The sequence below is a fragment of the Amycolatopsis dendrobii genome, from assembly GCF_014145675.1.
Classification (GTDB): domain Bacteria; phylum Actinomycetota; class Actinomycetes; order Mycobacteriales; family Pseudonocardiaceae; genus Amycolatopsis; species Amycolatopsis dendrobii.
In genome coordinates this window covers 1-13,193 of the sequence record NZ_JACGZW010000003.1, presented here as the reverse complement: position 1 = coordinate 13,193, position 13,193 = coordinate 1, and the positions used below count along the sequence as shown (strand labels likewise).

At 67.0% G+C, this 13,193-nt stretch carries 12 protein-coding genes; 3 read left to right on the top strand and 9 right to left on the bottom strand.

Annotated features, from left to right (window positions below):
- Positions 1–13: 13 nt before the first annotated feature.
- The 4 genes from H4281_RS08185 to H4281_RS08170 are packed head-to-tail and all read right to left on the bottom strand — an operon-like array spanning position 14 to position 2,813.
- Positions 14–823: a hypothetical protein gene (locus tag H4281_RS08185; protein ID WP_182890294.1), complete on the bottom strand. Its 810-nt coding sequence runs from the start codon at positions 821–823 to the stop codon at positions 14–16.
- A 3-nt stretch (positions 824–826) separates the two neighbouring features.
- Complete coding sequence (locus tag H4281_RS08180; RefSeq protein WP_182890293.1) at positions 827–1,888, bottom strand: WXG100 family type VII secretion target; 1,062 nt, start codon at positions 1,886–1,888, stop codon at positions 827–829.
- Between the two features lie 8 nt (positions 1,889–1,896).
- Positions 1,897–2,232 (bottom strand): hypothetical protein, encoded by a 336-nt coding sequence (locus H4281_RS08175; RefSeq protein ID WP_182890292.1) that lies wholly within the window; start codon positions 2,230–2,232, stop codon positions 1,897–1,899.
- Positions 2,232–2,813, bottom strand: coding sequence for a YbaB/EbfC family nucleoid-associated protein (locus H4281_RS08170; RefSeq protein ID WP_182890291.1), 582 nt, complete (start codon positions 2,811–2,813; stop codon positions 2,232–2,234). Before H4281_RS08170 ends, H4281_RS08175 begins: the two co-directional genes overlap by 1 nt.
- Positions 2,814–3,002: 189 nt before the next feature.
- Between H4281_RS08170 and H4281_RS08165 the strand changes: the two genes are divergently transcribed.
- Positions 3,003–3,641 carry a zinc ribbon domain-containing protein gene (locus H4281_RS08165; protein ID WP_237597945.1) on the top strand — a complete coding sequence of 213 codons (639 nt, stop codon included), beginning with the start codon at positions 3,003–3,005 and terminating at the stop codon, positions 3,639–3,641.
- A gap of 2 nt (positions 3,642–3,643) precedes the next feature.
- Here H4281_RS08165 and H4281_RS08160 read toward each other — a convergent pair whose 3' ends face one another.
- The 5 genes from H4281_RS08160 to H4281_RS08140 form a co-directional block, all read right to left on the bottom strand.
- The gene (locus H4281_RS08160) at positions 3,644–5,146 is read right to left on the bottom strand and encodes a hypothetical protein (RefSeq protein ID WP_182890290.1); all 1,503 of its coding nucleotides are present in this window, start codon (positions 5,144–5,146) and stop codon (positions 3,644–3,646) included.
- A gap of 9 nt (positions 5,147–5,155) precedes the next feature.
- Positions 5,156–6,310 carry a hypothetical protein gene (locus tag H4281_RS08155; RefSeq protein ID WP_182890289.1) on the bottom strand — a complete coding sequence of 385 codons (1,155 nt, stop codon included), beginning with the start codon at positions 6,308–6,310 and terminating at the stop codon, positions 5,156–5,158.
- Between the two features lie 16 nt (positions 6,311–6,326).
- Positions 6,327–6,647 (bottom strand): hypothetical protein, encoded by a 321-nt coding sequence (locus H4281_RS08150; RefSeq protein ID WP_182890288.1) that lies wholly within the window; start codon positions 6,645–6,647, stop codon positions 6,327–6,329.
- Complete coding sequence (locus H4281_RS08145; RefSeq protein ID WP_182890287.1) at positions 6,644–7,225, bottom strand: YbaB/EbfC family nucleoid-associated protein; 582 nt, start codon at positions 7,223–7,225, stop codon at positions 6,644–6,646. The genes H4281_RS08150 and H4281_RS08145 overlap by 4 nt, the downstream gene beginning before the upstream one ends.
- Before the next feature lie 80 nt (positions 7,226–7,305).
- A complete protein-coding gene (locus tag H4281_RS08140; RefSeq protein WP_182890286.1) occupies positions 7,306–8,853 on the bottom strand; it encodes a hypothetical protein in 1,548 nt (515 codons plus the stop codon).
- Between the two features lie 620 nt (positions 8,854–9,473).
- Between H4281_RS08140 and H4281_RS08135 the strand changes: the two genes are divergently transcribed.
- Positions 9,474–11,336, top strand: coding sequence for a selenium-binding family protein (locus H4281_RS08135; RefSeq protein WP_237597952.1), 1,863 nt, complete (start codon positions 9,474–9,476; stop codon positions 11,334–11,336).
- 58 nt (positions 11,337–11,394) lie between these two features.
- Positions 11,395–13,155 (top strand): hypothetical protein, encoded by a 1,761-nt coding sequence (locus H4281_RS08130; protein ID WP_182890285.1) that lies wholly within the window; start codon positions 11,395–11,397, stop codon positions 13,153–13,155.
- The last annotated feature ends 38 nt before the right edge of the window (positions 13,156–13,193 follow it).

Sequence of the window (13,193 nt, the reverse complement as noted above, 5' to 3'; positions counted from 1 at the left end):
GCTGTACGAGGGGTCAGACTGCGGCGGGCACGTTGATCCGGTCGAGGAAGTCGGCGATCAGGTCGATTCTGGCGACCAGGGTCGCCGGGTCGATCTCGTCCCGGTACACCGCGTAGCACCACCCGTGCTCGAGGCCGATGAGGTCCGGAAGCAGTTCATGGTTGCCGCGCAGCCAGTCCATCGTCTCCGGGGCGATGACCTGGGCCGAGAGGTCCTGATCGCTGGCGTATCCGGTGAACTCGTTCTCGGACGGCGTGAATTGCTCCCAGCGGGCGGCCGAGGGCGAGGTTCGCGCCTCCGCTTCGAACAGCCTTTGCTGGTAGTTGAGATACGCCATGGTCCGCCCGAACATCCGCACCGGTTCGGTCGGGTACGCCTTGGCGATCTTCATGCTCGGCGTCGGCCCGACCTTGGTTTCGATGGTGTACTCGTAGATCCTTCTGCTGCTGTTGGCCCCGACCCGGAGCGAGCACCAGTACGCGCTGACCCGGAACTGCCGGTCCCGCCGCGGCAGGTCAGCCGCGAACTCGACGGTCGGAGGACTGCTGGGGAAGGTCATGCCCTCCGAGATGGTCTTCGGCCGGTACAGCTCGCCAAGAGGCTTCCGGCGCTGCGCGGACCGGGGCCGCCCGTATTTCAGATCGGCGACCATGGATCCGCCCAGTTCCTCGGGCACCGCGTGCAATGCGGCCAGCCAGGCTCGCTTCGCTCGTTTCTTCTTCAGATGCCAGCGGAAGCCGAGATAACTCGGGAGCACGACCATGACCAGGATTCCGACGATCGGTCCGAGCCACACCCAAGTGTCGGCCAGTGCGCGAGCCACGGCTCAGAACTCCAGGTCTTTTTTGGTCTCGTCTTTCGAAGTTCCGTCCCCGGTCGCCGCGTACTCGACGGCCTTGCGCGCGTTCTCCAGGTGTCCCAACGGTTTCCCTGGCTTGACCGGAAGGTCGGTTTCGTTCTTGTCGTGGCTTCGGAGCCCGACCTGCGACCGTGCCTCGTCCAGCAGCTTCCCGCCGACGGTTTTCCCGAAACCGTCCTTGGCCCGCTTGGCGGTGGTCTTGCCGCCTTCCTCGGCCATCTTGGCCACCTCGTCCTTGGCCGCCTTGAAGAACGTCTGGAACCGGGCGATCAAGTCCTTGATCATGTCGAGCAGCTTCTGCAGCTTGCTGACCTGCTTGGTCGCCTTGCCCGCGGTAGACGCCGCGCGCACCCCGGTCGCCGTGCCCGCCGCCGCGGTGGATGCTCCGAACGACGGGACCGCGGCGGCCAATGCCGGGATCCAGATCATGATCAGCCAGGTGATCAGCTCCGTCAGCAATGCCTTGATGAAGTCCTCGATGACGGTCATCGCCATGCTGCACACCTGCAGCATCGTCGCGATGTCGCCGGCCTGGTCGGCGGTGCCGGTGATCCCGGTCGAGAACTTGGCCAGCTTCTCCGCCGCGGTTTCGGCCGCGCCGCCTTCCCACTGCGAGAGCGAGCTCTTCGCCTGCTTGCTGAACTGGTGCGCGAACTGCTCCAGCCCGCGCCCGATCGCCGTGAAGTTCTCGGCCGCCTTGGACAGTGCCGGGCCGTCGCCGCTGACGAAATGGATCGCGTCCTGGAGCGGGTCGCAGACGGCCAGCAGGAAGTTCAGTCCCTGGCCGACCAGCCAGCCGATCGGGTCGGAGCTGATGCTCATCGCGGTTTCCGCGCACGACTGGACGAAGTTGGTCGTCTCGGAAACCACCCCGCTCAGCCCGGTCGCGGTGTCGCCTGCCTTGATCGCGTCGCTGGTGCCCGCGTCGTAGATCTTCACCGCGCCGCCCACCACCGGCAGCGCGTTGACGATCTTCTTGCCGGTGCCGTCCTCCGGCTTGATCTCGATCTTGCCCAACGGATCAGACATCCCGCCCCCTACTTCCGTCCGCTGCCGAGGTTGTCGATCTTGCCCATGACGTCTTTCCAGCTGCGGCAGTGATCCTCTTCGGTCTGGTCGTAGAACTGGCCGGCACGGTTGATCTTGTCGGAGGCGGACTGCAGGCCGGTTTCCATCGCGGTCAGCAGGTCTTTCAGGTCGTCGACCATGCTCGTGTACTTGTGCTTGACGAAGATGCCGACGACGCCCCAGGACTCGTCGCCGACGTCGGCCTGGGACACCTTGCCCTTGACCCCGGCGACCGCGGTCTTGTTGCCCGCCAGCTGGCGGGAATAGTCGTAGAGCTTCGCCGTCTGCACCTGGTAGCCGGCCATCAGCGGTGGTCCTCGTCGTCGAACAGGTTCTTCAGGAAGTCGTCCCCGGCGGACCCGGCCGAGGACGGCGGTGGCGGCGGGGGAGGGGTCTTCTCCGCGGGGTCGGCCAGCAGTTCGCGCTCGGAATAGTCCTCGTGCTGTTCTTCCTCGACGCTCCGCTGCGGCGCGGGCGCGCCCCGCTCCATCGCGGCACGCAATTCCTCGACGTCGGTGCCCAGCAATTCGGCCTGGGTTTCCAGCACCTGCTCGGTGAGCTGCATCGAGTTGCCTGTGTGCTGGTCCACCAGCACGGCCTGCTGCCGTGCGGACTCGGCGACCGCCTGGTGCAGGGTCGCCATCAGGATCCCGGACAACTCCGCCCCGCCGCGGCGCAGCGCGGCATCGGTGACCTGGATGTCCTTGATCGACCCGCCCGGACCGGCGACCACGGTGACCGACCGGTCGGGCGACGTCGCGATCGCTTCGAGCGCGCTCAGTTCCTCCTGCATCTGGGCGATGCCGGCGAACTGGTCGTCCACCCGCCGCAGCCTCGATTGGAACCGGTCGAACTCCGCGACCAGCCGGTCGAACTCATCGGACATGTCGTCTCCCCCTGCGCTCGGTTGCTTGCAGATATGGCCCAATCCGGCATTTTACGGACGGTATCCGACCAAACACGGCAAAACCGCGAAAAAGGCCGGTCGCGCGGCCTCGGTCGCGGTGCGTAGCGGGTTCGGAGACGGTACTTGTACGGTCGCGGGCCGATCTCCGGCTGGCATACCTTCGCGCGCGTGGCTGATGTCGTGCCGTTCACGGACAACTTCTCGGATCTCTCCAACGCACAGGGATACCAGTTCGAGTTCCGTTGCGAGCGCTGCGGAAACGGGTACCGCTCGGCGTTCCAGCGGGACGCGATGGAGACCGGACGCAGCATGTTGCGCGCGGTGGGCTCGTTCTTCGGCGGGACGTTGCAACAGCTGAGCAGCTCCGCGGACCAGTGGAAGTACGACCGCGCGACGAACTCGTCAGCGAAGGACCGCGCGCTGACCGGAGCCGTCGAGGAGATCACCCCGCGCTTCCGCCAGTGCCGCGGCTGCAGCGACTGGATGTGCGCGGATCAGTGCTGGAACGAGGAAATCGGCCAGTGCCTGCGCTGTTCGCCGATCGTGGCGGAGGAGATCTCGCGCGCGCAGGCGGCGGCGCAGCGGGACCAGATCTGGGACAAGGCTCGCGAGAAGAACTGGACCAAGGACCTGGACCTGGGCACCCGAGCAAAGCTCACCTGCCCGGACTGCGGCCTGAAGGTGGACGGCGGGAAGTTCTGCACCGGATGCGGAAGTTCACTGGCTCCGACGGTCCACTGTGGAGAATGCGGCAAGGAGTCCAAGGCGGGCGCGGTGTTCTGCGCGGATTGCGGGCACCGGCTCTGAGGTCAGACCTCGGCGAGGGCTTCGCGCCGCTTCTTCACTCGGCGGGGGACGCTGGGTAAGTAGGTCCGTTTGAGCAGCAGGAGACCCGGAAAAAGCCAGATCAGCGCGCCGAGGAGATCGACGGCCGCGAACACCGAGCCGATTTGGTAGCCAGGATGGCCCCAGAACGGACCGACCGCGACCTCGACGACGGTGCCCGGTGCGGGAAGCTCATTCTTGGTCCAGTCGGCGGTGATTTCGTGGATGCTGCCGTCTTGCTCGTAGGTTCCGTCGATCTCGGCCCGGTCCTCAGTGCACGACATGCCGCCGGAGGTGGTCACGCAATGCCGGGTGCCGCCTTCGCTGACCCGGGAGACCGTCGCTTGCACTTGCGGAGCCAGCCTCGTCAGCACGGCCAGCGAGTTGCCTGCCGGTGCCACGCCGATGGTGATCATGGCGAGCGCGATGAGCGTCCGCGCGGTCAGCGAGATCGAGGTGACCGGCTGCCGGTCGCGGGCGTCGCGCCTGCGGTTCAGCGGCGTGCGGATGAACCCGCCGCGCTTGCCGATCCAGGCGTCGTACCCGGTGTCCGCGCTGGTCGCGACTGAACGGAATTGCCGGTCGTTCGCCCACTTCTCCCAGATCGCCGAGGGGACGGCGGCGGCGAGCATCGCGAGTTTGCGGGAGTTGTCGAACATCCGGTCTTCGGTCAACCCGCCGGTGTCGGTGGTCCAGATCGCGTCCTCCCTGAAGGCGACCTGGTGCACGCGGAAGAACCGGTCGTTCAGGAGCAGCTCGCGGACCTCGCCGGTCAGCATCTCCCGGGCGAACTCCGGATCCGAGGTGTAGACGGAGAACCGGCGGTCGAATCCGGGGTCGGTTTCGAATTCGTGCAGCGTGGTGTCCGGACGCAGCCAGCCGAACTGGTTGCGGGTGATCCGCATGTCTTCGAGCGGAGTGAAGTGGTCCGGGGCGAAGGCTTTGGTCTTCGGCGCGATGGTCAGCGCGGGCACGTTCGGGATCCGCAGCTCCACGACTGAGTAGATCGAACTGAGCGCTTCGGCCAGCTTCGACTTCCGGCGGAAGTTCTCGTCCCGGTATGGGGATTCGGTCGAATACTCGATGCCGAGCAGCCGGTGCCCGTGGTGGGTGAACTCGACCGTGGCCCGGCTCGGCCAGGGATCGGGATGATCCCGCGGGACGGCAAGTCCGTGGCGGGCAAGGAAGCCGAAACTGGGCTCACTGGCCGAATCGACGCGCTTGACCCAGCGCTGCTGGTGCCAGCCTCGCCAGGCAAACAGCGCTGCGACGACCGCCGGTACGCCGTACCAAGCCAGCGCCGGCACAGCTGCGCTGGCGGAGAACCAATACAGCGCCATGAAGGAAACCGTGATCCCGCAGAGGGTATGGAACACCGCTGCGAGGACCGCGCTGCGACGCTCGGCCCAGGCGGCGATCCAGAGCAGAACGAGGGCCAGCGCGCTGCCGCCGAACAAATACCCGGGGACAATCAGCTCGACCGCCATGCGGCGACCTTACATGTCGAGATTTTCGCGAGTGTCGTCCTCGGAGTGCGGTCCTGCTTTGCCGAGGGCTTCTCCTGACTTGTGGAAGTCGCGGGAATTACTGATTGTCTTGTCGGCGATGTCGTAGATGCCCTTGCCCACGTAAGCGGAGCCCTTTTTGAAGTCGGCCGGGTTCGCGCCGAACGTCTGTTTGAACGCCTCGCCCGGCGCGTTCTTGAGCACGCCGAGGGCCTCCTCGCCGGTCGCCTTCAGCCTGGTGCCGAGGCTCTCGGACTTGCCGAGGATCCCCGTGATCGCCTTCTGCTCGCCCGGCTTGATCATCGTTCCGCCCGCGCTGAGCTTCGAGCCCTGCTTGATCATGTCATCGGTCCATTTGCCGAGGAACGCGATGAACTTGTCGAGCAGTTTGCCAAGCTTGCCGAGGTGCTTGGTGACCTTGCCGATCACGCTGGCGACCTTGGCGACGGACGCGGTCATCGCGGCCGCGACCGACGAGCCGAGGCTGACGATGGAGGCGGCGAGCGCGGGCAGCCACAGGTAGATCAGCCAGCTGACAAGTTCGGAGATGATCGCCTTGACGACCTCTTCGATGACGGTCATCACCATCGACCACATCTGCAAGGTCTCGGCGACCGCGCCGGCGCTGGAGCCGATGCCCTTGATGCCTTCGGAGAACTGGGCAAGCGCCTTCTTCGCGGCCTCGCCGCCCTCGCCCTGCCAGTCCTTGAGCGCTTCGTCGCCATTCTTGACGAAATCGTCGGCCAAAGTCACGAAGCCCTTGCCGATCTCGTTGAAGTTGCCGGAGGCCTCCTTGAGCGCGGGGCCGTCGCCGGTCACGAAGTGCAGAGCATCCTGCAATGGCTGAATCAGTTCGATCAGCATGTTCAGCCCGTTGCTGACCAGCCAGCCGACCGGGTCGAGCGCGAAGCTCACCGCGTCCGCGGCCGCTCCGGCGACGAAACCCGCGCCCTCTTGCAACAGCTGTCCGCTGGCCGCGGCGACGTCGCCGACGTCCTCTGCTGTGCCGAAGTTCTTAGCGGCACCCGAGATAGTGCTGTAGCCCTTGCCGACGAACGGTGTCTTTTTGAACGCCTCTTCGACGTTGTGACCCAACCCGTCTTCGTGCTCGACCTTTACCTTGTCGGCGACGCTGTCCTGTCCCATGAGTTCCCCCTGCCGCTCAGAGCGGTCCGTCGATCTTCGCGTCGAACTTGCCGAAGGTCATGACGGCGTCCTTCTCGTGTCCGTCGTAGATCTCCGCAGCTTTGTCGAGCTTTCCCTGGAACGCCTCGACGCCGCTCTTCATGGCTTCGAGCAGCTGCTTCAACTCGTCGAGCTTGCCCGTGTAGGTCTGCTTGGCGATCAACCCGATCAGGCCCCACGACTTGTCGCCCACGTCAGCCTGGCTCACGAGGTTGCCGAACTTGCCTGCCTCGCTCTTGTAGTGATCGAGCCCGGTCGAATACTTCGTGATCGCGGTCGTTACGACGCTGTGGGTCACCGGTGGTCCTCCTCGTCGTTGAACAAGTTCTTGAGGAACTGGTCGCCCGCCGACGCCGACGGCGGTGCCGGCTGAGGCGGCTGAGGCGCCCGGGGCTCGTCGCGAAGCAGGTCGTTATTCGCGAAGTCCTCGTCGTCCCTGACTGGCGCTGCCTGCTGCGACTGCTCCTCCGGCAGGTTGGACTCCAGTTCCTCGACGGTGGTTCCCAAACCGGCCGCTTGGGCTTCGAGGACCTGTTCGGACACATTCAGGCCGAAGGAGGTGCCCACGTGCTCGTCCACGATGCCCGCCTGCTTGCGCGCCGATTCGGCGACGGCCTGGTGCAGGGTCGTCAGGATCGAGGCGGCCAGCGCGTCAGGCTGCTGCCGGAGCGCGTCCGGGGTGAGCCGGAGGTCCTTGACCGAACCGCTCGGACCCGCCACAACGGTGACTGAGCGGTCCGCCGACGTCACCGAGGCTTCGAGGGCCTCGAGCTCTTCCTGCATGTCGCCGACCTTCGCGAACTGCGCTTCGGCTTGCTTGATCCTCGTCTGGAACTTCTCGAACTCCGCGAGGAGCTGCTCCATCCCTGCCGACACGGCAGTCACCTCTTCCCTGCGTTTCACCTGATGTGCGGATTATGCCGGTTAGGTCTGGTTGATGCTGTGAATCCGACCGATCAGTGTGGTCGAGCCGAGGGCTGGCCGAGACCGCCCTGCTGGGATTCCCTGGTCCCGCGCAGGATCCGCACCCGCCGGGGCTCCCTCGGGCGGAAGATCATCTTGAAGAACAGCAGACCCGCTGCGACCGGGACCAACGCGAAGAGAATGGTCGAAGCGACGGCGTCGTTGTTCTGGAAGACCGTGTTCCACCAGATCGGCCCGATCCGCACCGGGATGACGTCGCCGCGTTCGGGCAACCTGCCGAGATGCCAGGTGGTGACGACCTCGTGGGTCTGGCCGCCGTCCTGGTAGGTGCCGCGAACCGCGGGGGACTGGCTGTCGCAGATCTGGGTGCGGTTGAGCCCGCCGCAGGAGCGGCCGCGATCGCCCGCGGTGGAATCGACGACGGTGAGCTGGACTTCGCCGGCGAGACCGGCGGCCGCGGCAACGCCATTGGCGATCGGCAGCAGACCGCCCACCACCATGGCCGCGGCGAGCAGCGAGCGCGTCAGCACCGTCGTCGGCGAGAGCGGTTGCCGGTCCATCGACTCGCGGTAGCGGTTCACGCGGTTCCGCACGAATCCGCGGCGCTGGCCGAACCACAGGTCGTAGCCGGTTTCGGCGCGGGCGGCCACTCGGGAGAACTCGGTGCCGGGCCAGAGGTTCGACGTCACCGCCGCGGCGAAGATCGCGAGATGGCGGGCGTTGCCGAGCAGCCGGTCTTCGTTCAGCCCGTCGGCTTCCGCGGTCCAGAGCGCGTCGTGGTCGAACACGACCTCGTGGACCCGGAACCACAGGTCGTTGAGGATCATCTCGCGCACTTCCGGGGTGAGCACCTTGGCGGCGAACTCCGGATCCTCGGTAGCGACCTCGAAACGCCGGTCGAATTCCGGGTCCACCGCGACCTTGCGCAGCTCCTCGGCCAGGAACTCCCGCGGTTGCTCGGACGGCTTCGACGACGGTTTCGGGGTGCCGACCTGAATGCGGGTGATCCGGGCGTCCTCGAACGGGGTGGTGTAGTCCGGTTCGAACGCGCCGACCTTCGGCGTGATCAGCAGCGTCGGGCTGGCGGGGATCCGCAGTTCGATCATCGAGTAGAGGCCGCCGATGCGGTCGGTGACCCGGCTGGTGGCCGAATCCGGCTCGGTGAGCGGGTATTCGACGCCGAGCAGCCGGTGGCCCTGGTGCTCGAGTTCGAGGACTCGCCGCAGCGACAGGCTGTCCTGCTGGTCGAACGGCACGGTGCGGCCGCGCTTCGGCAGCACCCCGAAGGTCGCTTCGTTCGTGGCGCCGAGGCGGCGGAGCGAATCTCGTTGCCGCCAGGATTGCCAGAGCACGAAGGCGACGAACGCCACCGGCAGCGCGATCCACACCGCCAGCGGCGCGCGGACTTCCATGCTCACGGTGAACCAGGTCAGCGTCGTGCCGAGGAAAACGAGGCCGCAGGCGATGTTGCTGATCGCCGAGGTGGCCGTGCCGCCGCCCTCGGCCCGGCCTGCGATCCAGAGCAGGACGAACGCGGTCAGGTAGCCGAGAACGATGTACCAGGGAAGCGGTTCCGCCATCTATTCGCCCAAGTCGAGGTTGTCGCGGGTTTCTTCGGGGCCTCGGCCCCGGAGCGGATTATGCCGTTTCGTGTCGGTTCGCGCCTTCGGGCCGCGGCCCGGTCGGCGGCGAAGGAGCGAGAGTTCCCGGGATTTGGTCACGAAAAGCTAACGAACATATCGGGCGAACGGACCCGTCCCGGACGCCGAAGCGCCGAACATACTGTGGGCCGAACGGAGCATCGCAGGTCAGCGCCGCTGCTCGCGGCGGGTGCGGCGCGAGAGGCGGGCAAGTCGGCCCAGTTCGTGGGATATTCACCCCTTCGGTCGATGTTCTCACGATTGATCACCGCATTGACAGTGCGTGCGGTTCGCCAGAGTATTTCGCGCATGTCCTTTCCGGTTGCCCTGGTGTGGCGCCTGCACGTTGATCTGCGGCAGCAGGCCAGCGCGCTGTGTAGGAATTCCTGACTTTTCTCCCGGCCGCGTTCGGCTGGCTGATTTCTCTTGCCCCGCAACGGGTTTTGGCTGCCCGAGGGGATAAACGCTTTCCGCGTTCCGGGCGGGTTCCGTGCTGCCCGCAGAACGGGGAAAGAAGTGCCTTCGCGGGCGCTTCACGGGAACACAAACAGGGAGACACAATGCGATTCAGCTCCTCCTCGGGCGCCCCGCCCCGATGGCGGAAAGCGCTGACCGTCGCCGGCGCGGTCGCGCTCGCGATCGGCGCGGTGACCTACACCGGGTCCAGCACCAGCGCCTACGCCGACGTCCAGGTGGTCACCGACGCCAAAACCGCGTCCGACGGCAAGCAGTACTGGGTGCAGAACCACCTGGTGAGCAAAGACCTCGCGGCGCAAGCGCGTTCCGCGGACGGCACGCCGAAGAAGTGGCTGCTGGTCTGGGCCGGCGACGAGAACATCGCCGACACCGCGGTGAAGGACGTCAAGAACCTGCCGGGTTCGCTCGGCGGCGGTCTCGGCAAAATCAAGAATGCCCTGCCCGGTCCCGATTTCCTCGCGGTGATCGACGCGACGCAGGGCTCGCCGACGTACGGCAAGGTGGTGAACACTGCGACCGTCGGGCCGCTGGTCGAGAACGAGCCGCACCACATGCAGTACGTGTGGCACAAGGGCGACACGATCTACGCCGGTGCGTTGTTCGCCGCGGCGACGTACGCGTTCGACGTCAGTGCCTTGCCGCAGCTGAAGCTCAAGGGCATCAGCCTGCCGACGCAGACGCTCGGCGGTTCCGTGCCCGACGCGTACTGGGTGCTGAAGGACGGCACCGCGTACGGCACGTACATGGGCGGTCCGGTCGTGCCCGGTCCGTACGCGTACCAGGACGGCTCCACGCAGATCGGCAACGGTTTCGCCGGCAGCCCGGGCGAGGTCGTGCACTTCGACCAGAACGCGCAGGTGCTGTCGCAGAATCCGGCAGCGACCCCGCAGGGCGACAACGCGAAGCTGTGCGACAACCTGCCACAGCTGGGCAAACCGTCCTGCGCGAACCCGCACGGCGTCCAGGCGCGCGAGGATCTCAACACCCTCGTCACCAGTGACTACGCCGAACCGCGCAACATCATTCTCGACCCGGTGAAGCAGCCGTCGCCGTATCTGCGCCGACCGACGATCCGCACCTGGGACATCTCCGACCGCAATCACCCGAAGCTGAAGGCGGTGTCCTACCTGCAAGACGGCCCCCGGGCGAATCCGGCGGACCCGCTGCACTCGGAAAGCCGCGCGGTCATGGAGACCACGGTGACGAACAAGCCCGGGCACAAGGGCGCGTTCGCCGAGACGATGCAGGGCGGCGCGATCTTCTACACGCCGGACATCACGGCGAAGGACCCGCACTGGATCGAGGTGTTCGACGACGGCACCGCGGGCAAGCCGATCTACTCGCAGAACGACTCCAACGGCGCCAGCTCCAACGGCGGCTGGCTGCAGACCAGTCCGGACGACCGGTTCCTGTACCACGCGGTGCAGGGCAGGCAGAAGGGCGCGCTCGGCCCGGACGACCCCGGCACCACCGGCGGCGTGTACGTGCTCGACATCCAGAAGCTGGTCGCGGCGGGCGACAAGGTCGAGGACATCAAGGGCCGCGTCGACACCAAGGAGAAGGCACAGCAGGGCGGCGGGGGAGACCTGCCGACGGTCGTCGGCTCCGCGCCGATCAACCCGGGCGTTCCCGGGGCGGGCCCGCACTGGGGCGCGTACGACAACCTCGCGCTCGGCCAGGACGGTCTCTACCACGAAACCGAGCAGCCGCAGCACATCGCGGTGTCGAACTACTTCGTCGCCCGGTCCGGTTTGGACGGTGACCACAAGGTCAACCTGCTGAACCTGGCTCCGGACGGGAAGATCGCGGTCGATCAGAACTTCCGCGACGAGTTCACCGGCCAGGTGGGCATCAACTTCAACCGGAAGTCGTGGCCGCACGGGGACTTCGGCAACGCCAAGCCGCACTCCGAGCTGTTCGTGGTCGCCGACCAGAACGTGAAGTAACTCGTTCCCGGCGCGCGGACGCCCGTCCGCGCGCCGGGATTCTCCCCGGAAGGTCTCCATGGATCACCACGTCACTCCGGCCGCCACCGGATCGTCCGGTGTGGACAGTGCCGCGCTGGTGCTGCGGCTGATACTGCTGCTGGCAACGGCGTTCCTCGCCGGCACCGGGATTCTGCGTCCGCTCGTCGGTCCGCTGCCGCGCAAGCTGTGGGTCACCACTGGCGCACTGGGGGTCGGCTCGGCGGTGCTGGCCGCGGTATCGGCGGCGACGGTCGACGTCAACCTCGTCGCGCTGATCGTGCACATCGTCCTCGCGCTCGCGGTGCCGGTGCTGCTTCGGTGGCCCTCGGCAGGCCGTTGGGCTTCGCTGGCGCTGGTCGTGCTCGTGGTGCTGGAGACCTCTGTCGACGGTACGGGCATCTCCTTCGCCATCGACACTGTGTACGTCGCTTCGGCAGCACTGTGGTTCGGCGTGACACTGCTGTCGGCGTGGGTGCCGGTAGAGGAGTGGCGGTCGACGCCGTTGCGCGTCGGTCCGCTGTCGGTCAGCCTCGCCGGCCTGTTGACGCTCGCGGGCGTCGTGCAACTCGGCGTCTCCGGAGTCGCCTTCGACCGACGACTGTACGAAACGCTGTTCGGCATCTCGCTGATCGTGGTGGTCCTGCTGCCCGCAGCGGTCACCGTGGTGTCAGCAATCTTGTTGTCCCGCAACGCTTCCACTCGTGGTTACCGCTACGGCGTCGCCGGCGTCGCACTCGGTTTCGTCGCGTGGAGTGCGCTCGCCGCGGTGCCACAGCCAGCGCCTTTGCCGGTGCCCGGAGTGCCGCTGCTGGCGGACGCGACCGTCGGCGGCGCGACCGTGCCGGTGCTGGTCAGCCCGCAGCGGCCCGGGCGCAACCTCGTGCACTTCCCGGCGAGCGCGGGCACGGACCTGTCGGCTGGCGTCGAGGGCGGGATCGTGACCACCGCGGCGGCGCGTGCCGGTGCGGAAGGCAGCTGGGCCGAGGTCGAACTTCCGCCCGGGCGCAGCACTCTCGTGGTGCACAAGGGCGACGCGACCACCACGGTCGACGTCGACGCGGGCACCGAGGCGGGCCCGGCGGTGTCGGACGCCGACGCGCCGGAATGCGCGGAAGCCGCGCTCGGCGGTCTGGTGGCGGAAAAACGCGACGTGCTCACCAGTTGTCCCTCGGACGCGTTGTCGCCGGAGGACCGCGGTTCGCTGGTGAAGCTGGTCGAATTCCTCGCGTCGCGAAAACCGTCGGCGATCACGTTGGTCGAAGACAAGTCGCCGCGTGGGGGGCAAGCCGCGCAACTGGTCCGCGAGACCGCTGCGCGCGTCGGGCTGCCGGTGCGTCCGGACGCGGCCGCGGACACCGCGCTGGTGGTCGTCTCCGGCTGGAGCGACGGGTACCTCGCGATGAGCCGCGCCGCCGAATCGCAGCGGCTCAAGCCGACCCACCAGTTCGGCCTGTACCTCGCGCCGTGGCTGCTCAACGGACCCATCGTCAACACCGTGGCCAGCGCGGCCATGCCGCTGCGCTTCGACCCGCGCGATCAGCTAGCGGTCAGCTACGCGGTGGCGGTCGGCAACAGCTTCGGCGGCGAAAGCCCGTCGCTCGGCGGTTTCCGGACCTGGCTCGGTCCACAGTGGACAGCGGTGAACGGCGAGGTGCAGCTGTTTGCGGCCGCGCAGGTCAACGCGATGCCGATGTACCCGAACGAACCGCACGCGCCCGGCATGCAGGCCGCACGCGACTACGCCGGGCAGTGGATCCCCGACGGAACCATCGTCCCGATCAGCGGCGCGCTCCGCTGACCCCCGTTTCCCGAAGAACCCCGAAGAAAGGAAAACCC

Excerpts from the sequence above, each read along its gene's own strand:
- H4281_RS08180 (WP_182890293.1), bottom strand. The coding sequence starts at position 1,888 with ATGTCTGATCCGTTGGGCAAGATCGAGATCAAGCCGGAGGACGGCACC.
- H4281_RS08175 (WP_182890292.1), bottom strand. The coding sequence starts at position 2,232 with ATGGCCGGCTACCAGGTGCAGACGGCGAAGCTCTACGACTATTCCCGC.
- H4281_RS08170 (WP_182890291.1), bottom strand. The coding sequence starts at position 2,813 with ATGTCCGATGAGTTCGACCGGCTGGTCGCGGAGTTCGACCGGTTCCAA.
- H4281_RS08160 (WP_182890290.1), bottom strand. The coding sequence starts at position 5,146 with ATGGCGGTCGAGCTGATTGTCCCCGGGTATTTGTTCGGCGGCAGCGCG.
- H4281_RS08155 (WP_182890289.1), bottom strand. The coding sequence starts at position 6,310 with ATGGGACAGGACAGCGTCGCCGACAAGGTAAAGGTCGAGCACGAAGAC.
- H4281_RS08140 (WP_182890286.1), bottom strand. The coding sequence starts at position 8,853 with ATGGCGGAACCGCTTCCCTGGTACATCGTTCTCGGCTACCTGACCGCG.
- H4281_RS08135 (WP_237597952.1), top strand. The coding sequence starts at position 9,474 with ATGCGATTCAGCTCCTCCTCGGGCGCCCCGCCCCGATGGCGGAAAGCG.
- H4281_RS08130 (WP_182890285.1), top strand. The coding sequence starts at position 11,395 with ATGGATCACCACGTCACTCCGGCCGCCACCGGATCGTCCGGTGTGGAC.